This is a genomic window from Streptomyces albidochromogenes, assembly GCF_005981925.1.
Lineage (GTDB): Bacteria > Actinomycetota > Actinomycetes > Streptomycetales > Streptomycetaceae > Streptomyces > Streptomyces albidochromogenes.
In genome coordinates, this window is sequence record NZ_VBVX01000101.1 from 1 (window position 1) to 20865 (window position 20865).

Consider the following 20865-nt stretch of genomic DNA (forward strand, 5'->3'; position numbering starts at 1 on the left):
CCCCAAGTCCGCCGCAGGACCCGCCGGAGCGGAGTACCCGACGCCTCCGGGGCCGCGCCCCGCGCCCTGCGCCCCGCCGGACGCCCCCGGACCTCCGAGGAGCGGCTCTTCCCCGGCGGCGTCCGCCGGTCCGTGCCCCGTGCCCCCGCCCCGGTGCGGCCGGTCGCCCGCGTCCGGTCCGGCGAGCCGGGGCGGCGGAACGTTTCCGGCGAGGATCGCCGACTCCAGCTGCCGCAGCTCCGCGCCGGGCTCCAGACCCAGCTCCTCCACCAGCAGGTGCCTGCCGACCCGGTAGACGTCCAGCGCTTCGACCTGCCGGCCCGAGCGGTACAGCGCCAGCATCAGCCGGCCGCGCAGCCGCTCGCGCAGCGGATGTTCGTGCACCAGTAACTGGATCTCCCCGACCAGCTGGTGGTGCCGGCCCAGTTCCAGTTCCAGGTCGATCCGCGTCTCGGCGGCCGTCAGCCGCTCCTCGTCCAGCTGGCGCGCCTTGCTGCGCAGGGTCTCGCTGGAGAGGCCGCTCAGGCAGTCCCCCTGCCACAGTCCACCCGCCGCTCGCAGCAGTTCTACCGACTCGGCGGCACCGCCGGGCTGCTTGCCGAGCAGCCGGGCGTCGGCGATCCGACGGCCGAAGAGCGCCGCGTCCACCGAGCCGTCCTCCGTCCGCAGGACGTAACCGGGCGGCCGGGTGGTGATGGCCGCGGAGACCTCTTCCTTCCCGAACAGCTTCCGTAACCGGGACACGCAGATCTGCACCTGGGTCCGGGCCGTGTCCGGCGGCTCGTCCTCCCAGATCAGATCCACCAAGTAGTCGGTGCTCACGACCCGGTTCGCCTCCAGCAGGAGAGCGGCCAGGATCACCTCCTGGCGCCCGGGCGGAATGCGTACCTGCCCGTGCGGCCCATGGACATGGAGCGGACCGAGGATGCGGAAAACCACGGTGTCAGGGGTATGAGGGCCCCCGCCGGGCGATACGTTCACTGTCTCTCCCAGCAAGGAACACGCCCCAAACCAACCGAATTCGCAGCGAGAATGACCTGCAAGACGCGTGTGCGGACTGTAGTTTTCCCGATCATCTCCACACTTGTAAACGGTGTGGAGATTCCGTGGTGGTGATAGGCCCGAGATAGTGCCGGGTTACGACGCCGGAGCACGGTGGTGGTGCCGCCGCCGGGCCGGAGGCGGACGTACGAAAGGACTCGCCATGAACAGTCGTCAAGCAAGGCGGCTGCCGCCCAGCAGTCTCATCACCGATTCCGGAGTCGACCACGTGCGGCTCGCCTACCACTACCTGGACGCGGGCGACTTGGACGGGTTCTCGTCACTGCTCCACGAGGACGCGCGCCTGGAGAACCCGGCGCCGGGCTGCCGCCACCACATCGACCGGATCGTGGCCTCGGGCGACTGTGTGGTCGCGATCGGCCGGCTGACCCCGCAGCAGGTGGAGTTCGTCGACGTGTTCACCCTCTCCGAGGAAGGCATGCTCCGCAGCCGCCGCCGGTACGACGCCCACCCCCGGCTCTCCGCTCGCTGAGGCGGGCCCGCCGGGCGGAACCGAGACCCTCCTACGCGCTCCGCACCGCCCGCACCAGGCCGGCGACGAGGTTCGCCCGCTCGGCCATGGCGCCGATCACCAGGTACTCGTGGTCGGCGTGCGCTCCGCCGCCGACCGCTCCGAGGCCGTCGAGCGTCGGCACGCCCAGAGCGGCCGTGAAGTTGCCGTCGCTTCCGCCACCGACCGACTTGCCCTCCAGGCCGGGAAGCAGCCGCCGCGCCACCGCGAAGAGCTCGGCCGACGCCGTCTCGGGCATCGGGGGCCGGCCGATGGATCCCTGAACGGAGATCTTCGCCCCGTCGAGGTGCGGGGCGAGCGCCGCGAAGGCCGCTTCGACGCGCTCCTGCTCGTCGGCCGTCTCGACGCGGACGTCGACGGCGATGGTCGCCTCGGCGGGCACCACGTTGTTCAGCGTTCCGGCGGAGGCGACCGTCGGGGTGACGGTCGTGCCGATGCCGGGCCGCCCGAGCGCCGCGACGGCCAGTACCTGGTGCGAGGCTTCGATCAGGGCGTTCACCCCCGCCTCGGGCTCCAGGCCCGCGTGCGACGCCAGACCCGTGACGGTGATCTCGAACGTGCCGCAGCCCTTGCGGCCCGTCTTCAGGGCACCGCCCTCGGCCGCCCCCTCGCAGACGAGTACGGCACCGCAGGCGAGGGCGCGCTCCTCGATGAGGGCCCGTGAGGAACCGGAGCCGACCTCCTCGTCGCAGGTCACCACTATCTCGACGCCCGAACGGTCGTCGAGCAGCGCCACGCCGTGGACGGCCTGCACGAGACCGCCCAGCATGTCGAAGACCCCGGGGCCGGTGGCGTGCCCGTCCTCGACCGCGAAGGGGCGGCGTTCGAGCGTGCCGAGGGGGAACACCGTGTCGTGGTGCCCGAGGATCAGCACCTTGGGGTCGCCGCCGCCGGACCAGTGGACGTGCGGCCCGGCTTCGCTCTCCACGAGGACGGCGCGACCGCCGAGGCGGCTCTCGATGACGCCCGCGACAGCCTTGGCGGATGCGGTCAGGGCGTCGAAGTCGCGTGACGGGGACTCGACTTCGACAAGGGTCCTGAGATCGTCGATCATCGCGTCGACACTCACGGGACCACTCCTGCGCATCGTCATGACGCCAGGGTAGCGAGCGCGCGGCCGGCCGCCTCGCCCTCACGGTCCACGGCACATGGCGGCGCTGTCGCGGCGGCCGTCAGCGGCCCCCGATCAGCAAATCCGGCATCGGTGCACAAATGGGTCACCCTGGGGATAGGCGCACGCCGGTCGGCCGGTACGGCCGTGAAGTACGTCACACCCCGCGCCCCGCACCTGCCGACCGATCGGCGGGCCGGCCCCTCAACCGCCCGCGCGACACCACCGATCCGAGGGGCCGGGCGCCGGTGGGGCGGACGCCGCCGCCCCGGCGGCCGGCCGGGGGACCCTTTCGGCCATCGTTGCCGACTGGTACAGATGGGGAGTTCCGCCAGTGCAACGGAAGTATGGCTATGAGTCCGGACAAAAGCAGTGACCACATATCCTTCGCGATCGACCTGACCGTCGAAGAGGCCCGCCGCCGGGCCGAGGTCATGGCCGCGCTCGGCCCCGACTGGGACCCCGTGGCACTTCTGGAGGGCGAGGAACAGGCGTCGGCGCTGCTCTACTCCGGCCTGGACGACGAGCAGCAGCGCACCTACGACATGCTGGTGGCGGCCGGTGTCCTGCCGGGGAAGGGGCCGGGCCGTGCGGCTTCCCATTGACCCGCAGGCGGACATCGCCCGTCGCGCCTGGGTGGCCTGCCCCGTCTGTGACGACGCCCGCTACTGCGAGCCGTGCGCCGGGCGGCGCAACTGCCGCGAGCACTGGCGCTACCTGATCTCCAGCAAGGGCCCCGTCGTCCACCTCCAGTGCCCGAGCTGCACGCACATGTGGTCCCTGAACACCCGTCCCGGCGTGACTCTGCGCGACGACGTCACCCCCGACCACTGAGGGCGTCGCGCGCGGCCGGCGGACGGCCGTACCGCGTGTCCGGGTCCTCTGGCGTCCCGCCACGGCTCCGGCGGCGAACGGGTTCCCTCACGGCGGTGTGACGGGCAGCCGGGTGAAGCAGATCTCGCTGACCTCTGGTCAAGGGGGTTCGATGGCGCTTAACGTGCCTCAACTCACCACCCCCCGCAGTCCTGCTTCCCAATGACGTGAAAGGGACTTCCATGCCGTCACGCCGTAAAGCCGCAGCCACCGCAACCCTGGTGGCCGCGGCCATGGTTTCTCCGCTCCTGGTCGCCGGACCGGCCACCGCCGGGAACACGACGGGATCCGCTCCCCACCGGGGCGACGCGCTGGCACGCAAGTTGGTCAAGGAGTCCACGGCCAAGGACGCCTACCGGCACCTCCAGGTGCTGCAGAAGATCGCCGATCACAGCGGCGGCAACCGGGTGGCCGGTTCGCAGGGGCACGAGCGGTCCGCCCAGTACGTCGAAGCCATGATGCGGCTCGCCGGCTACAAGGTGTCCAGAGACGAGTTCGACTTCGTGTACACCGAGACGATCAAGGAAAGTCTCCAGGTCGTCTCGCCGGCGCCGCGCGAAGTGCCCGTCAAGCTCATGACCTACACGGCGAGTTCCCCCGCGGGCGGCGTCACCGCGCCGCTCGCCGCCGCCCCCGTCGACGCCGACGGTACGAACGGCTGCGAAGCCGGCGACTTCGCCTCCGGGGCCTTCACCGGGAAGATCGCCCTGATCAAGCGCGGCGGCTGCACCTTCGCGGTCAAGCAGGCCAACGCCGCCGACGCCGGCGCGGTCGGCGCGATCATCTACAACAACACCGAAGGCGCCCTCAACGGCACCATAGGCGACCCGACGCTCGGCAAGGTCCCGACCGGCGGCGTCACCCAGGCGGACGGTGAGGCGCTCGCCGCAGAGGCGGCCAAGGGCCCGGTCAAGGTCACGCTGGACATCCGTGAGCTGCGCGAGAACCGCACGACGTACAACGTGGTCGCGGAGACCCGCGGGGGAGACGCGGACAACACCGTCTTCCTCGGCGCCCACCTCGACTCGGTCGCCGCGGGCCCCGGCATCAACGACAACGGTTCGGGATCGGCCGGCATCCTTCAGGTCGCCATGGAGCTCGCCAAGACGCACACCAAGCCCAAGAACAAGGTGAAGTTCGCCTGGTGGTCGGCGGAGGAGTTCAGCCTGCTCGGTTCAGAGGCGTACGTCGCCTCACTGACGGAGGAGCAGAAGAAGCAGATCAAGCTCTACCTGAACTTCGACATGATCGCCTCACCGAACGCCGGCTACTTCGTGTACGACGGCGACGACTCCGACGGCGTCGGCGCGGGCCCCGGCCCGGAGGGCTCCGCCCAGATCGAGAAGGGCATCAACGACTTCCTCGACTCCCGGAAGATCCCGCACGAGGGCACCGACTTCACCGGCCGCTCGGACTACGGCCCGTTCATCGAGGTCGGCATCCCCTCGGGCGGCACCTTCACCGGTGCGGAGGGCGTCAAGACCGCGGCCCAGGCCGCGAAGTTCGGCGGCACGGCGGGTGTCGCGTACGACCCGAACTACCACGCCGCCGGCGACACCGTCGAGAACATCGACATGAAGGCGTTCGACATCAACATCGACGTCATCGCCGACGCCGTGGGGCACTACGCCCATGACCTCGGCCCCCTGTCCGTGCCTGTCGAGTCGGTGCCGACCGACGGTGAGGCGGGCAGCGGCGGCGGTCTGCACGACGGGCACGGCCACGAGGTGACCGAGTAGCCGTCGCGCGGGCGACCACCACGCATCGCACGAGGCCCTGGCTGCCGCAGGTGTTTCCCTGCCCGCGGCCAGGGCCGCCGTCGTGCCGCCCGCTCAGGACGGCCGCCGAACTGCCAGGTGTGGACCTCGCCGGGCTCGCCGAAGGCGAACGCGCGGGCGGTGGCGCCGTCATCCATCACGACCCGGACGCCGGCGCCCGGTGGTCCGCCGCCACCGGGGCGGACCACCAGGACGAGGAGTCCGAGGCTCTCTACGGCACCTCGGCCGAGGCCGTCGCACGGGCCACCGAGTTCCTCTCGGCGCACGCCCGGCGCACCGGCTGAGCGCTCCGCACGGCGACGCGGGGCCCCGCAGTCGCTCCGCGCGTCCGGCCGGCGCGACGCCCCCCGTGGGGCGCCTCGCATGCGGCGGCGCCGCATGCGAACAGTCGCGCGGGGTCACGCCGAAGCGGTCAGCCGGCCCGCGTCCCGGCGGCCGCGCGGGGCGCGGTGATCCGGCGTACGGACTCCACCACCGCCGCCCGGTGGCGGGCGAGCTGCTCGGCCGGCCAGTCGGTGCCCGCCTCGCCCGCCGCGGGGCCGCCCACCGCGCCGAACCACGCCTGCGAAAGGCTCATCACCAGCGTGAGTACGTCGGCGGCGTCCACCCCGGCATCAATGAGGCCCGTCTCCTGCGCCTGCCGCACCGCCGCGATCTTGTCCTGATAGGACGCCGCCTCGGTGTCCGTCGGCGTTGGGCGCTCCAGCTGCTTCCACAGCACCAGGCGCATCAGTGACGGCCGCTCGACGAGATGGTCGAAGACGGCGCCCGCGTAGCCGGGCAGGTCCTCGGCGTCGAACGGCACGGACTCGGACCCCGTCTCCAGCGCCCGCTGGAGCACGGCGTCGAACAGCTGCTCCTTGTTGCCGTAGTAGACGTAGATGAGCCGCTTGTTCGCCTGGGCGGCCCCGGCGATGCGGTCCACCCGCGCACCGGCGATGCCGTACGTGGCGAACTCGGAGAACGCCGCGTCGAGCAGGCGGGCCTTAGTCGCGCTGGAATCACGTGCCATACGTCGCACCCTAGCAAGTAACTATCTGGTTATTGACATCCGCGCCCGTCCTGCCGCATGCTCTAACTATCCGGTTAGTTATAAATGAGGGAGAGACACGATGGAGATCCGCGCACTGGGCACCCAGGGGCTGAAGGTCGGCGCCGAGGGCCTCGGCCTGATGGGCATGAGCGCCCACTACGGAGCCGCCGACGAGACCGAGTCCCTGGCCACCATCGACCGCGCGCTGGAGCTGGGCGTCACGCTCCTCGACACCGCCGAGGGTTACGGCCCCTTCCGCAACGAGCAACTGCTCGGCAGGGCGCTGGCCGGTCGCCGCGCATCCGCGGTGATCGCCACGAAGACCGGCGTCGAGTTCACCGACGACGGAGCCTTCGTCGGCCACAACGCCGGTCCCGAGTACATCCGCCGGTCCGCCGACCGTTCCCTGCGCCATCTGGGCACCGACCACATCGACCTCTACTACCTGCACCGCATCGACCCGGACGTGCCCGTCGAGGAGAGCGTGGGCGCCATGGCCGAGCTCGTCGCGGCCGGCAAGGTCGGTCACATCGGCCTGTGCGAGGCCGCGCCCTCCACCATCGCCCGGGCCCATGCCGTCCACCCGCTGGCCGCCGTACAGACCGAGTACAGCCTCTTCGAGCGCGGGATCGAGCACGACGGCGTCCTGGACACCCTGCGCGAGCTCGGCATCGGCCTCGTCGCGTACTCGCCGCTCGGCCGGGGATTCCTCTCCGGCGCCATCACCAGCCCGGACGACTTCGCGGCCGACGACTTCCGCCGTACCGACCCCCGTTTCCAGGGGGAGAACTTCCACCGCAACCTGGCCGTCGTCGACCAGGTGCGCCGCCTCGCCGCCGACAAGGGAGTCACGCCCTCGCAGCTCGCCCTGGCCTGGACCCTTCGCCAGGGCGCGGTCCCCATCCCGGGCACCAAGCGCCGCCGCTACCTGGAGGAGAACGTCGCCGCCACGGCTGTGACGATCACCGACGCGGACCTGGCCGCCATCGACGCCGTGGCCCCGCACGGGGTGGCCTCGGGCGACCGCTACGCCCCCGAGCTGATGCGGTCGCTCAACGGCTGACCGGCCCGCGGCGCCGGGTGGAAACGGCTGTCGCCGGCGGACGGCCGTTTCACCGAGGCGTACAACCCTCGACGCACTTCGGATGTCTTCCAGGCAACCGCGATACGGGCACCGCCCGCACCGCACGATCACCACCCGGGGGAGGCCGCACATGATTCCACGCCGCTGTGCCGCGTGCGCGCCGCCGTCTCCCGACGCCGCAGGCACCCCAGGCATCCCAGGCGACCAAGGAGACTCTCCGGTGCGTCCCATCAAAAGCGCGGCTCTCGCGGCCGCTGCACTCCTCACACTCGGCGGCGGCGCCGTGTTCACGGCGCCCGCCGCACAGGCCGCAGAGCCCTTTCCGTCCATCGGCTGGCAGCAGCGCAACTGCGACTTCGACGGCAACGGTTTCGACGACGTCCTGATCGGAGCGCCGGGCGCCACCGTCAGCGGTGCCTCCGGCGCCGGGCACGTCACCGTGCAGTACAGCTCGTCGAGCGGTCTCAGCACCACCAAGAAGAGCGTTCTGCACCAGAACACGCCGGGCGTCCCGGGCGGCGCCGAGGCCGGCGACGGCTTCGGCCGCGCGGTGGCCACCGGCGACCTGGACAACGACGGCTACGACGACGCGATCGTCGGCGCCCCCGGCGAGGACCTGGCCGGACTCTCCGACGCGGGCGGCGCCGTCGTCTTCTGGGGCTCGCCGACCGGGCTGCACGGGAACGACAGCACCTGGCTGGAGAACCCCGACCGGCTGCGGGCCGGCGCGAACTTCGGCCGGGCGATCGAAGCGGCCCGGTACTTCGCCCCGGACCCGGCGAACCCGGACGCCGACCTGCGCGACAGTGTCGCCGTCCTGGAGAACGACGCACTGCTGTTCTTCACCCACCCGCCGCAGGCCGCCGACCAGCAGCTGAAGCGGGTCGACAGGGGGTTCCAGGCCCTGGACGCGACACCGCTGGAGACCGGCGTCGCCCTGCGGAGCCTGAGCCACGGCAACTACAACGAGGACCCCTGGGCGGACCTGGCGATCTCCGGCGTGACCACCGGCGACCGGCCGGGCGCCGGCACCACCCAGGTCCTGCACGGCGCACCCGGCATCGAGGCGATGGAGGACGGCGGCGCCTTCGCGGGCGGCCCCGGCATCGTCTCCAGCGACTTCAACCATGACGGCCAGGACGACCTGGCCATCGGCGACACGGGCACCGGCTCGGCCGTCGGCGGTTCTGTCTCCGTCCACCTGGGCCGGGGCGACCTCTCCGGCCTCGACCGGACCGCGTCGCAGACGTGGACGCAGGACTCCCCGGGCGTCCCGGGCACGGCCGAGCCCGGTGACCGGTGGGGCGCCGAGATGTCCTCCGGCGACACGAACGGCGACGGCCTCCCGGACCTCGCCGTCGGCGCGCCCGGGGAGGACATCGGCTCCGTCGCCGACGCGGGCGCGGTCTGGGCCCTGCGCGGGGCGCCGGGCGGGTTGACGGCGACCGGGGCGCGCAGCTTCGACCAGGATCACCCCGACATTCCCGGCCGGGCGGAAGCCTCCGACCGCTGGGGCGGCCAGGTACGGCTGATCGACGCCAACAAGGACGGCCTCTTCGGGCTGCTGGCGGCGGCGCCGGGCGAGAACACCGACGACGGCTTCGTATGGGTGGTCCCCACCTCGTCGTCGGGCCTGGCCGCCAAGGGCACGTGGTCCTACGACGGGGCGCGCCTCGGGGCGCCCGTGGCCAACGCGCAGTTCGGGGCGGCGATCGACGAGTAGCGCGAGCCCGGGGAGGACGTCGTGGACGACCTGGGCCCAGTGGCAGCGGGGCCGGACCGCGGGGCTCGGGCGCGACCGGGCGCGGCACCGCCCGCTCGCCGGTGGTGCCGTGCCCGAGGGGTGCAGGCATCCCGGGCGGCAGCGCGGAGGTCGGCAGGAATGCGCGCGGGGCGGCTGTGAGTTGAGCCGGCGCGTCCACTGCGACCGCCTGGCCGCCACGCACTCACGAGCGGTGTTGTCTCGCTGTCGCACCACGGCGACCCGCACGCCGGCCGCCTGCGCGCGTACGCGTGCGCCAACGGTGGCCGGCCGCACGGGCGTCGGCCCGCCCGTCCGCGCCAGGCCGGGCAAGTCCCGGACCCGGCCGGTTCGCGGGCGGCCGAGCCGCCCGTCAGCAGCGGCGGAGGCCGTGTGCCGAGGGGTAGGCGTCGAAGGAGGACGGTGTGTGCACGGCGGAGGCGGGGACGAAGCCGGAGGCGCCGTTGTCGTCGCCGGTGGTCTTGTACCAGGTGTGGTTGCCGCCCGCGTGCAGGGAGCCCTCGGTCCAGCAGTTGAACCAGCTGTAGGTGGTGCGCAGGGTGTCCACCTGCCAGCTGTCGGTGGTGTGCGGGTAGTTCCGGACGGAGGTGGGCGCGTTGTTGTCGCACCACAGGACACCGTTGGACTTGACCCCGCATATGCGGATCACGGACGCCTCGGCGGAGGCCGGGACGGCGAGGACGGTCAGTGCCGCGAAGGCGGCCGCGGCGGCGGAGACGGCGACGGTTCGGCGCATGGACATGGCAGCTCCTGGTGATCGTTCGCGAGTGTTCCGGGGGCGAGGACGCGGCGCGGCGGCCCCCGGTTCCGCGGATCAGCGGGCGCCCCGGCGCCTGGGGATGCCCTCGCGTCCGGTCAGGAGAAGACCACGCACGCGGCGGCCGGAACCTCCACCGCGCCGGCGCGGCTCAGTTCTCCGCTCTCCGCGTCCACGTCGAACCAGGTGACGTCGCCCGACCATTCGTTGACGACGTACAGCCGGCGCCCGGAGGGATCTGTCACGAGGTCACGCGGCCAGACCCCACCGCAGTCCACGCCGCTGGTGAGCCGTGGCTTCTCGGCCCCGTCGGAGAGCGAGTACGTCAGAACCGTGTTGCCGCCGCGCACGGCGGCCCGGACGAACCGGCCGTCGGGCGAGACGCAGACCACGGAGGGGTGGACGCGCTCGTCCGCCGCAGCGCCTTCCGGATCGATCGCCACCTCCACCAGCTGATCCAGGCGTCCGGACACCGCGTCCCACCGGCAGACCGTCATCTGCGGCGCGAGCTCGTGGAGTACGTAGGCCACCTCGCCGTCCGGGTGGAAGGCGAGGTGGCGCGGTCCCGACCCGGCGCGGAGCACGGTCTCCGTGTGCACCCGGAGTTCTCCGGTTGCCGCGTCGAGCGCGCACACCCGTACCGAATCGGTGCCCAGGTCCACGCTGAGCACCCAACGCCCGCCGGGGTCGGGCAACACCTGGTGGGCGTGCGAGCCCTGCTGCCGGTCGGCGTCGGGGCCCGAGCCGTGGTGGGCCAGCACGGCCGGGGGAGCCGAGACGCTGCCGTCGGGGCCTGTGGCGAAGCTGCTGACGCTGCCCGCACCGTAGTTGGCCGTCAGCAGCCGGCGCCCGGCCAGGGCGAGGTGGGTCGGGCCTGAGCCACCCGCGTCCACCGCCGTGCCGAGAGGGGTGAGGCTGCCGTCCGTCCCGGTGCGGAAGGCCGCGACGGCGCCGGGCTCCGTGTCGCTCACCGCGTAGAGCACCCCGCCGCCCTCGGCGAGGGCGAGAGACGCCGGATTGACGACGGCGTCGAGGCTGGTGTGCGGGGTCAGGGCCCCGGTCGCCGCGTCAACGGCCGCGACCGTGATGCCCCGGCCGCCCCCCGAGGTGAACGAGCCGATGTACGCCCACTGCACAGGATGCCCTTCCGCCGTTCCATGACTGGCTGGGCACTGTACGCAGGCCTCGGCGGCGCGGTGGGCGTACACGCCGACCGTGTGCGGCGAGTGGCCCCGTCACCGCCGCGACAGGCTGCTTCGCGCCGTCCCAGGGTTCCCCACGATTCCTCTCGGAAAAAAGCCGCGTAACTTCCAAAGAACGGCAAAATGGCACATAAATGCTTGACTCGCTTCTGCGCAGCCCTTGAAGATTGAGAACAGGTCGAACCCCGTCCGGGACCTACGGCACCGAAGGGGATCCAGTGTCTGCTGTCGAATGCCGCTGGGCGTCGAAGCCCGCACCGCACCCGCTGCGGCGCGCCACCGACTGGCCCGCGGCCGCTCCCCGGGACGCGCGAGCCGAGCGCGCACGCGCGTGCCCCCGGCGGCGGGCCTCCGACCGGATCACGTCAGCTTCGCGCGGGCACCGCCCCGCCCCCCGCCGAGCCGCTGCTCTCCGCCGCCGCCGGTCCGCCTGCGCCATGACGCCGCGAGCGGGAGGGCGCCGCGGCGACGACCCGGAAGGGGAAGCGGACGGCGGCGACGCCGCCGCGCCGGCCCTCACCCCTGAGCGCCGCAGCACCGGAAGGAATTCCTTCCACCGGCTGACGGCGCTTTTCGCTGTCCGCGTTTCCGCCCGTCGCGGCCGGCTCCCACTTCTGACGGCCGATCACACCACCCATGTCATCAGCCACTTCCCCGGCGGAGGTGAGTCCACGTGATGTCCGTGCTGCCCTCGGGCCCCGCCAAGCGTGACGCGTATCCGCGCGAAGAGATTCCCTCGTGCCTCAGACGCCCCGCGGTGGAGCTCGAAGTCGTCATCCCCGCCGTCAACGAGGAACGCCGGCTTCCGCACACCATCGCGGCCGTGGTGGACTACCTCAGGGGACAGCCCTGCTCGTCCGCGGTCGTCGTGGTCGACAACGACAGTGTGGACTGCACCCACGACGTGCCGGAACGCTTCGACGACCCGGCGGTACCGGTCCATGTGATCGGCTGCAGCGAACACGGCAAGGGCGCCGCCGTCCGCCGGGGCATCGCCACATCGGCTGCACGCTTCATCGGTTTCGTCGACGCGGACAACGCCACGCCCATCGAGACGCTCGACAAGGCACTCCCGCTGCTCCGCGACGGGTACGCCGCGGTCATCGCCTCCCGCCACATCGACGGTTCCCGCCTCGAAGTGGAGGAGTCGGCACTGCGCAGGTGCGGCGGCTGGATGTTCCGGAAACTGGCCCGGTTCCCCCTGCCGGACATCGCCGACACCCAGTGCGGATTCAAGTTCTTCGACGGACCGCTCGTCCGGGACGTGGCGGCGAGCTGCCAGGTGAACGGGTTCGCCTTCGACGTGGAACTGCTGGTACGGCTCGTACGGGCCGGCGGGAAGGCCGTCGAGATCCCCGTCGCCTGGTCGGACATGCCGGGATCGACCTTCTCAGCCCGACGCGACGGCTTCCGCTCCATGGCGGACGTGCTGCGCATCTCCCTCTCGCGGTGACTCCGATGACTGCTCTAGAGCACATTGCTCGCACCAACGTCCTCTTCCTGAACTGGCGCGACCCGGCTCATCCGCAGGCCGGGGGAGCCGAGGCGTACTGCTACGAGATCGCCCGGCGGCTGACCGGCTCGGACGCCCGGGTGACCCTCTTCGCCGCGCGCTTCCCCGGCTCCCGGGCGAGCGAGTCGGCCGACGGCGTACGCGTCCTGCGGCGCGGGGGCACCTTCGGGGTGTATCTCGCCGCGGCCGCCCATCTGCTGAGGAACCGCCACACCTACGACGCGGTCGTGGACTTCCAGAACGGCATACCGTTCTTCTCCCCGCTCTTCACCCCGCGCTGGACCGCGAACATCTGCGTCATCCACCACATCCACCAGCAGCAGTTCGACCTGTTCTTCCGGTGGCCCATGAACACCGTCGGGCGGCTGCTGGAGAAGCAGATCAGCCGTCTGACCTACCACGGGCGCGCCGTCGTCGTCGTCTCCCCCTCCACCCGGCAGGGCGTGCGCGCCGAACTCGGCTTCCACAACCCGATCTACCTGGTGCCCAACGGCAGCCCCCGCCCGCACGCTTCGCCCGTCGCCCGCGCCGGGACACCGACGATCACCGTGATCAGCCGGATGACACCGCACAAGCGCGTGGATCTCCTGCTGAAGGCCCTCCCCGAACTGCGGCGCGACTGGCCACAGTTGCGGGTCGAGCTCGCCGGCGACGGCAGCGAGCTGCCGGGACTCCGCGCCCTCGCCGCCGACCTCGGTGTCGGCTCCGCCGTCACGTTCCACGGCCACGTCAGCGAGGAGAAGAAGCGGGAACTGCTCGGCAGGGCCTGGCTCACCGTGGTGCCGTCCGTCGCCGAGGGCTGGGGCCTGACCGTCATCGAGGCGAACAGCATGGGCACACCCGCGCTCGCCTTCGACGTCCCCGGTCTGCGCGACGCCGTGCGCCACGGCCACAACGGCTGGCTCGTCCCCGGCGACGTGCCGCTGCCCCGCGCGATCGCCACAGCTCTCACCGAGTTGCGCGACGCCTCCGCCCGCGACCGGACGGCGCGGCGCTGCCGCGCCTGGAGCGCGAGCTTCTCCTGGGACGACAGCGCCGAGCGGCTCGCCCAGGTGGTGCTGGAGGAGACCCGGCGCGTCCACCGGCACGTCAGGTCGCGCCGCCGGGTCAGCGATCTGGCCGTCCTGACGCGGTTCGAGGCCCGGGACGGCGACGCCGTCGAGCGCGCCCTGAACACCGTCCTGCGGGAGACCGACCGGTGGAGCCGCCGGGGCGATTCCTTCAGCCTGCTCCTGCACGGCTGCGACGAGGTGCGCGCCTTCCAGGCGCTGCGGCGGCTTGGGGTCCGCGAGGCCGTACTGCGGCTCGCGCACCGGCGCGAAGAGCTCGTACGCCCCGAGGTGGGCGACGCGGGCGCAGCCGAGCCCCTGCCCGCGCCGACCGGCCCCCGGCCCGGGGCCCGGGCCCGGAGGGACCCGGCATGACCGCCTTCCGTACGGCGACCGCGCCCCGCACCGCGCCCCGCACGGACGTGGTGAAGGCGGTGCACGGCGCCCGCTGGTTCACCGCGGCCGCCCTGATGGTGGGCGCGGTGAACTACGGCTACGCCCTGCTCCTGACCAGGCTCCTGGACGTCGGCTCGTACGCGCGGTTCGCCGCCGGCCAGGGGCTGTTGCTGAGCGCCGCGACCGTGGCGACGGTGACGGTCCCCTGGGTCCTGGCGCAGGCGCTCGCCCGGTCCCGCTCGGACGCCGAGCGAGGCGACGCCGGGCGGTTCGCGATCATCACGAGCATCGGAGGCGGACTCGTCGTCGGCAGCGTGGTGGCGGCCGTCGCCACCCAGTTCGCCGGACCCGCCACGACGATGGCGCTGGCCCTGAGCACGCTCCTGATCTACGTGACGACGGTGACCGCGGGCTGGCTCCAGGGCCAGGAGCGCATGCGGACCCTCTCGCTGCTCCACGTGGGGGAGGTCGTACTGAAGATGGCGGCCGGCGTCTTCCTGGTGGTGGCCCTCGGGCTGAGCGACACCGGGGCGCTGGCGGCGTTCGGGATCGGCGCGCTGCCGCTGCTGCTGTGGTGGCCGTCCCTGCCGCGGGGGAGCGGACGGCCCTGGCGCAGCGCGACGGCCAACCGGGACCTGTGGCGGCGCGCGGCCGGCATCGCCTGCCTCCAGGGGCTGGTGGCGCTGATGGCCGCGATCGACGTCGTCCTGGTGACCGTACTGCCCGCCGACCGGCCCGCCGCCGCGAGTTACCAGGCCAGTGTCACCCTGTCGCGGGTGCCGCTGTTCGTGGCCGGCGCGGTGTCCATGGCGTTCTTCCCGGCGCTGTCCCGGCGGAGCGCCGGCAGCGCGCTCAGCGCCAGCGCCCTGCGGATGTACGTCATCGGCTCCGTACCGCTCGCCGCGATGCTCGCCACCGTGCCCGGCCCCGTCCTGACCACCGTCTTCCCCAGCGACTACAGCATGATGAGGAGCCTGCTGATCTTCACCGCGGTCACCGGCTTCGCCATCGGCTCGATCAACCTGATCGTCACCTTCTCCCAGGCCGCCGACGACTACGCCTGCGCACGCTGGCAGGTCGTCGGCCTCGTCGTCTTCACCGCCGCGATCCTCACGGGCTGGCGGATCGACGGCGTACGCGGCATCGCCATCGGCGGGGCGCTGGGCAGTGTCGGCGCGCTGGGCCAGCTGCTCCTGCGGCTCATCCGCCGTCAGGGCACGGGCTTCCTCCGCCGGATGCCCCTGCTGGAACCGCTGCTGCTCGCAGGGGTGCTGGCACTGCTGCACCCGTTCCCGGTGGTGTGGCTGATCGCCGCCACGATCATCGGCGTACGGGCCGTGGAGCGCTTCCTGCGCCGGCCGGGAGCCCCCGATCCGGCGGAGGACCTGCCCGAGGTGACCACACCGCCCCCTCCGACGGATCCGCCCCCCGGACCCGGACCCCGGGGCGACGGCGCGCCACCGGGCCGCCCGCCCGGCCGCGCCACCGACGAACCAGCCGTTCGGGCTCCGGCCACCACCGCAGCCACGACCACCGACGAACCGGGCACAGCCATGACGTACCAGCCAGCGGACCACTCGACGGTCCGAGCCAGTGGTGTGGAAGAGCTCCCCAGCCGCCTCCTCGTGGATTCCGTCTGGCGCGGGGAAGTGCGGCCGGCCGGCGATGCCGCGTTGCGGCGTGCGCTGTCGCTCGCGCGCGACAACCAGGTCGAGGGCAGGCTCGCGCGAGCCTATCCCCGGCAGTTGGCGGATGTCGTGCGCGAGGTCGACACCGCGAACGAGTTGTTCCGGCGGAACCTGAGCGAGGTGACGGACCGCCTGCACGACACGGGCATCCCCACGGTGCTGATCAAGGCCGACCTGGCCGGTGACTACGTCTACGGCAACTTCGACCTGGTGGTCCCCGACGGGTGCTGGGAGGCCGCGTGCGACGCTCTGGAGGGCTGGTACGTCCAGCGCTCGACGTACTGGCTGGAGCGGTCCACCAAGGTGCTGCTGGAACCGCCGCGCGGCCCGGCGGCCCATCTGCACACCGCCGTCTCCTGGTTCGGCGTGCCCGTGATGTCCACCGCACGGCTCTTCGGCCGGGCCTCCCCCGACGGCGGAGCGTGGATGGTGCCGCATCCGGCCGACGAGCTGCGCATATGGCTGGCGCACGGCCTGTTCCAGAACCTCACCCTCGATCTGTCGGAACTGTTCGCGCTGCGGGAGTTGCTCGTGCCGGACATCGTGGCCGAGGCGCGCCGGGAGGCGGCCCGTGAGGGATGGCTCGGCGGCGGCGCGCGGGCCCTCGCCGTCGCGGTCGACGCGATGCGCAGCCTCGACCGGGGGACGCCGATCAGGCTCCCGGTGCCGCTCCCGGTGGCCGCGTCCCTGCGCGTCGGCGCAGAGCACGCGTTCCACCTCCTGCGTCATGGACGCACATCGGTCGCGACGCGAGAGGCCGCCCTGCGGGTGCCGCTCGTCGTCGCCAAGAAGCGCAGGATGCTCGTCTCATGAAGCCTCGCCCGCAGTTGATCTGTGTCTCCGGGCCGGACGGCGCCGGGAAGTCGTCCCTGGTCGGGCAGGTCGCGACCGGCCTGCGCGGCCGCGGGTACGCGGTGGCGACCCAGTACTGCTACGGCTGTGTCGTCTGCCGCCGCCTGCCCCGGCGCATCCGCTTCCGGTTCACCGCCTCCGTCGGCGAGTGCCGGTCGCTCGCCTCGGGTGCCCGCACCTGGGCCGGCCGGCTGCACGGCTGGGTGGACGCGGCCGAACTCGCCGCCACGCTGGCGCAGGCCGGCGCGCGGGCACGCCTCACCGCTCGCGGCCGGCCGGTCGTCGTGGTGACCGACCGAGGTCCGCTCGACGGTCTCGTCAAGTTCGACCCCGAGCCCGGCTCGGGCCTGGCGGCCGTCTTCACCCGGATGGCGGACAGGTATCAGGTCACCCTGCTCCTCGACGCGGAGCCGGAGGTGCTGGCGGACCGTGACGGCGAGTACCCGACCGATCTGCTGGCGAAGTTCCGGGACCGCTACCGGCGCTGGGCCGAACGCCTGCCGCACGTACACCTGGTGCACGCCGCCGCCCCGCCCGCTACGGTCGCGGCCGAGGCGATGGGACGGGTGCTCAGGCGGCAACGGACACCGGCCGCGACAGCGGATCCGCCTCTCGGCACGGGCGACGGCAGGACGCACGTGGTCATCTCGACCTTCGACGACACCCGCAGCCCGCACTACCACGGCGGGGGAGCGCTGCTCGTGGACAAGGTCGCCCGCCGCCTCGCCGACGAGCACCGCGTCACGGTCGTCACCGTCGCCGGGCACGGCGGCACCGAGACCCGGGACGGCGTTCTGTACCGCCGGCTCCCGCTCGGCTGGGCCGGGCCGCGCTTCGGGCAGTTGCTCTACCACCTGCTGCTGCCCCTCATGGCCCGCCGGCTGCCGCACGACCTGTGGCTGGAGAGCTTCACACCGCCGTTCTCCACCAGTTTCGTCCCGCTGTTCTCCCGGAGCCGGGTGGTGGGAGTGGCCCAGTCACTCAGCGGTGTCCCCATGGCACGCAAGTACCATCTGCCGTTCTTCCTCGTCGAGCGGTTCGGGCTGCGGTTCTACGACGACGTCATCGTCATGAACGAGGCCGACGGCGCCACCGTCCGCAGGCACGCGCCCCATGCCGTGACCCACCTGATCCACAACGGCGTCGAGCGACCGGCCGTCGCCCCGGAGCGGATCGGCGACGGCGACTACATCGCCTACTTGGGACGCGTCGACGTCTGGGCCAAGGGACTTGACCTCCTCCTCGCCGCACACGCCGGCGGCTGTACGCCGATGCCGCTGCTGCTGGCCGGTTCGGGCACGCGAACCGAGGAGGCCAAGCTCACCCGCATGCTGAGCGCGACCGCCGCCGATGTCCGCTGGCTCGGTGAGGTGACGGGCACGGCGAAGCGCCGCCTCCTGGAGGGCTGCGCCTTCACCGTCCTGCCGTCGCGCAGCGAGTCGTTCGGCATCGTGGCCCTGGAGAGCATGTCGTACGGCAAACCGGTGCTGCACTTCGACGTGCCCACCCTGCGGTGGATGGACGGCGGAGGGAACGTCGCCGTCCCCGCCTTCGACGTGGACGCCCTCGGACGCGAGTTGCGCGCTCTCGCGGCGGACGAGCACACACGCCGGCGGCTGGGGGGCCTGGCGTACACGGCCGCACAGCGGTTCTCGTGGGAGCGGACCACCGATCAGTACGTGGCACTCGTCCAGCGGCTGCTGGACTCGCCCGGCGCGCGCACCCGTACGACAAGGGAAGTGGAGCAGGAGGGAGCCGGGTCATGGCAGCCGATCCGCTGACCACCGCGATCGACGCGGGCACGCCGCTCGTCGTGCTCTCCCCGCACCTGGACGACGCCGTGCTGTCCTGCGGGGCGCTGATGGCGCACGCCGCCGGACGCACCGAGGTGCGGGTGGCGACGTTCTTCACGGAGGGCGGCTGCCCGCCGTACACCTTCTCCGGGCGGCGCTACCTCCAGCAGACCGGGCAGCCCGACGCCGAGCGGCTGTACCGGGACCGGCGCGCCGAGGACCGCGACGTACTGGAGCGGCTCGGTGTGGACTGGCTCCACCTGGGGCTGACCGACGGCCTCTTCCGCCGCAAACCCACAGCGTCCGGCGGGCACCCGGGCTGGGTCCGCCGCGTGCTGCCCGAGCCGGCGCACGTCTATCCCACCTACCGGCTGCACGTCTGCACGGGCCGGATCTCCCGGTACGACGCCGACACAATGGGCTGCGTACAGGCCCTGGTGGAGAAGCTGGCGTCCCCGCCGCACACGGTCCTGCTGGCCCCCTCGGCCGTGGGCGCGCACGTGGACCACGTCCTGGTGCGCACGGCCGCCGAGCTCAGCGGCCAACCGGTCGCCTACTACAGCGACTTCCCCTACAACCAGCGGCACTGCCCCGACCCCGCCTTCGTCGAACGCAACGCGCTCGTCGAGGTGGAATGGGCACGGGAACTCACCACCAAGGTCGCGCTGGTGCGCGCGTACCGCTCGCAGACGGACGCGCTCTTCCCCGGCGGACGCATACCCGTGGTGCCGGAGATCTACCTGCTCGCCCCTGGTGAACGGGCTGGCGACGACCCCGTCGGAGGCTCGCGATGGCTGTCATGAGCAGGGCCCTCCCGATATCGGTGGCGTGGCTGCGCAGGCAGCGCGCGGTGCCGCTCTGGATGGTGGCGGGCGGCGCCGCCGTGCTCACCGGACTGATCCGGTTGTTCGGATTCGGCCAGACCCCCGACGTGTTCGGTGACGAGGTCTACTACTGGCACATCGGCAGCTCCGTGGACTCCGGAGGCTTCCCCCGCTACCGCGGTGGACCGTTCTTCCTGCACCCGCCCGGCTTCTTCTACCTCGAAGGTGCCTGGGAGCGTCTGCTGGGCTCGCACACGGACGTCATCGCCGGTGTGTACCAGATGCGTCTGCTCAACGCCCTCCTCGCCGCCGTCACCGCCGCGGTGCTGGTCGTGCTGATCCTCCGTGTCACCCGGTCCATCCCGGCCGCCGTCGTGGTGGGCGTCGTCTACGCCGTCGACCCGTTCGTCCTGCGGCTCACCGAACGCGTCCTCATCGAGACGTCCATGATGCTCTGGGTGCTGCTGGGCTATCTGGTGCTGCTGCCCCTGGCGGCCAAGGATCCGCCGCACCGGGCGCGCCGCCGGGCCGCCGTCGGCGGGCTCCTCTTCGGCCTGGCCATCCTGACGAAGGACGTGGCGGCCCTCATCACCGTGCTGCCCCTGCTCGCCTCCCTTGTCTTCCCCTGGGCGTCCAGGCGGTCGCTGCCGCTGCTCGCCGCCGGCTTCGCCACCGTCCCGTACGCGATCTACGTCGGCGTCGTGGCCGCGGAGGGCCACTTCGAGGACATGTGGGCCGTGAAGACCCACGGCGTCAGACGACTGCTGGGCATGGTCCAGGAGACGGGCTTCAACGCCGAGGGCGCGCCACCGCTCACCCAGCGCGTCATCGACGAGCTGACGCAGTTCGGGAGCACCTATGTGCTGCTCGTCCTGGGCCCGGTGGCTCTGATACCGCTGCTGCGTCGCCGTGGCCGGCCGCAGCGCCTCCTGGCGCTCTGGTACCTGTCGGCGGGTATCGCCCTGGCGTACGCCGTCCTGGAGGGCACGCTGGAGGAACAGGCCCTGTACATGCTGCTCGTACCGACGATCGTGATCCTGGCGGTCTCGGCCGTACACCTGTGGGAGCGGCGGACCCGGCACCGGCGGCGCACCCCCGTACTGCGCTTCGGGACGGTCCTCGTGCTGATCGTGACCCTCGGACTGTCCACGCTCACCTATGCGTCGGGCAGGTCACAGCCCGACGACGGATACGAGCGGCTGCGCCAGTACCTGTCGGAGAACGTGCCCGCCGGCAGTCCGATCACGTCGGCGAGCGGCTCGACGGACCTGGTCCTGGAGGACCGCTACCGCGTCGGCCGGTGGCACACGCCGCAGGACCGGGCGTTGGCGCGGGTGGCGTACGTCGTCGTGCCGTGGCGGTTGGTCGAGCAGGGGTACTCACCGTTCACGGTGAACGAGGTGAAGGACCTCGCGGCCCAGGGCGAACTGCTCTTCTCCTTCCACGGCCGCACCTACGGCCAGGTGGCGGTGTACCAGCTGCCGGTGCCGCCGGCAGCCGTGGGAGCGGGCGGTGGCGGTGGCTAGCGGTCCGGCGCGGAGCCGGGTGCTGCTCTTCACCAGCGGCCCGTGGGAGGG

At 72.3% G+C, this 20865-nt stretch carries 18 protein-coding genes; 13 read left to right on the forward strand and 5 right to left on the reverse strand.

Features of this window, described 5'->3' with window-relative positions; translation table 11 throughout:
• A partial coding sequence (locus E2E34_RS15535) for an AfsR/SARP family transcriptional regulator (RefSeq protein WP_244315780.1) occupies positions 1–939 on the reverse strand: 939 nt, incomplete at its 3' end.
• 265 nt (positions 940–1204) lie between these two features.
• Between E2E34_RS15535 and E2E34_RS15540 the strand changes: the two genes are divergently transcribed.
• On the forward strand, positions 1205–1534 hold the full coding sequence (locus E2E34_RS15540) for a nuclear transport factor 2 family protein (protein ID WP_138902499.1): 330 nt from the start codon (positions 1205–1207) through the stop codon (positions 1532–1534).
• Positions 1535–1565: 31 nt separating this feature from the next.
• On the opposite strand, the gene E2E34_RS15545 is transcribed toward E2E34_RS15540, so the two are convergent.
• Positions 1566–2666, reverse strand: a complete 1101-nt coding sequence (locus E2E34_RS15545) for a M20 family metallopeptidase (RefSeq protein WP_138902500.1) — start codon at positions 2664–2666, stop codon at positions 1566–1568.
• A 371-nt stretch (positions 2667–3037) separates the two neighbouring features.
• Here E2E34_RS15545 and E2E34_RS15550 point away from each other — a divergent pair, with 371 nt between their 5' ends.
• From E2E34_RS15550 to E2E34_RS15565, 4 genes are all read left to right on the forward strand, one after another.
• Complete coding sequence (locus E2E34_RS15550; protein WP_138902501.1) at positions 3038–3289, forward strand: DUF6400 family protein; 252 nt, start codon at positions 3038–3040, stop codon at positions 3287–3289.
• Positions 3273–3518, forward strand: coding sequence for a hypothetical protein (locus tag E2E34_RS15555; RefSeq protein ID WP_138902502.1), 246 nt, complete (start codon positions 3273–3275; stop codon positions 3516–3518). Before E2E34_RS15550 ends, E2E34_RS15555 begins: the two co-directional genes overlap by 17 nt.
• Before the next feature lie 272 nt (positions 3519–3790).
• Positions 3791–5296, forward strand: a complete 1506-nt coding sequence (locus E2E34_RS15560; RefSeq protein ID WP_425573311.1) for a M28 family metallopeptidase — start codon at positions 3791–3793, stop codon at positions 5294–5296.
• 119 nt (positions 5297–5415) lie between these two features.
• Positions 5416–5619 carry a hypothetical protein gene (locus E2E34_RS15565; protein ID WP_138902504.1) on the forward strand — a complete coding sequence of 68 codons (204 nt, stop codon included), beginning with the start codon at positions 5416–5418 and terminating at the stop codon, positions 5617–5619.
• A 128-nt stretch (positions 5620–5747) separates the two neighbouring features.
• On the opposite strand, the gene E2E34_RS15570 is transcribed toward E2E34_RS15565, so the two are convergent.
• Complete coding sequence (locus E2E34_RS15570) at positions 5748–6347, reverse strand: TetR/AcrR family transcriptional regulator (RefSeq protein ID WP_138902505.1); 600 nt, start codon at positions 6345–6347, stop codon at positions 5748–5750.
• Between the two features lie 100 nt (positions 6348–6447).
• On the opposite strand from E2E34_RS15570, the gene E2E34_RS15575 reads away from it, so the two are divergent.
• A complete protein-coding gene (locus E2E34_RS15575; RefSeq protein WP_138902506.1) occupies positions 6448–7431 on the forward strand; it encodes an aldo/keto reductase in 984 nt (327 codons plus the stop codon).
• 241 nt (positions 7432–7672) lie between these two features.
• On the forward strand, positions 7673–9175 hold the full coding sequence (locus E2E34_RS15580; RefSeq protein WP_138902507.1) for an FG-GAP-like repeat-containing protein: 1503 nt from the start codon (positions 7673–7675) through the stop codon (positions 9173–9175).
• Positions 9176–9566: 391 nt separating this feature from the next.
• Here the strand turns inward: E2E34_RS15580 and E2E34_RS15585 are convergent, their stop codons facing one another.
• Together E2E34_RS15585 and E2E34_RS15590 are read right to left on the reverse strand one after the other, a co-directional pair.
• Positions 9567–9956, reverse strand: a complete 390-nt coding sequence (locus E2E34_RS15585; RefSeq protein ID WP_138902508.1) for a hypothetical protein — start codon at positions 9954–9956, stop codon at positions 9567–9569.
• Between the two features lie 113 nt (positions 9957–10069).
• Positions 10070–11107, reverse strand: coding sequence for a lactonase family protein (locus E2E34_RS15590; protein ID WP_138902509.1), 1038 nt, complete (start codon positions 11105–11107; stop codon positions 10070–10072).
• A gap of 742 nt (positions 11108–11849) precedes the next feature.
• On the opposite strand from E2E34_RS15590, the gene E2E34_RS15595 reads away from it, so the two are divergent.
• From E2E34_RS15595 to E2E34_RS15615, 6 genes are read left to right on the forward strand one after another with little or no spacing between them, the layout of a single operon-like run.
• The gene (locus E2E34_RS15595) at positions 11850–12626 is read left to right on the forward strand and encodes a glycosyltransferase (protein WP_138902510.1); all 777 of its coding nucleotides are present in this window, start codon (positions 11850–11852) and stop codon (positions 12624–12626) included.
• Positions 12627–12631: 5 nt separating this feature from the next.
• The gene (locus E2E34_RS15600) at positions 12632–14110 is read left to right on the forward strand and encodes a glycosyltransferase family 4 protein (protein ID WP_138902511.1); all 1479 of its coding nucleotides are present in this window, start codon (positions 12632–12634) and stop codon (positions 14108–14110) included.
• Complete coding sequence (locus tag E2E34_RS35455) at positions 14107–16632, forward strand: lipopolysaccharide biosynthesis protein (RefSeq protein WP_167518291.1); 2526 nt, start codon at positions 14107–14109, stop codon at positions 16630–16632. Before E2E34_RS15600 ends, E2E34_RS35455 begins: the two co-directional genes overlap by 4 nt.
• Positions 16629–18452, forward strand: a complete 1824-nt coding sequence (locus E2E34_RS15605; protein ID WP_167518292.1) for a glycosyltransferase — start codon at positions 16629–16631, stop codon at positions 18450–18452. Before E2E34_RS35455 ends, E2E34_RS15605 begins: the two co-directional genes overlap by 4 nt.
• Positions 18434–19267, forward strand: coding sequence for a PIG-L deacetylase family protein (locus E2E34_RS15610; RefSeq protein ID WP_138902513.1), 834 nt, complete (start codon positions 18434–18436; stop codon positions 19265–19267). Before E2E34_RS15605 ends, E2E34_RS15610 begins: the two co-directional genes overlap by 19 nt.
• Positions 19264–20814: a phospholipid carrier-dependent glycosyltransferase gene (locus E2E34_RS15615; protein ID WP_167518293.1), complete on the forward strand. Its 1551-nt coding sequence runs from the start codon at positions 19264–19266 to the stop codon at positions 20812–20814. Before E2E34_RS15610 ends, E2E34_RS15615 begins: the two co-directional genes overlap by 4 nt.
• Positions 20815–20865: the final 51 nt, after the last annotated feature.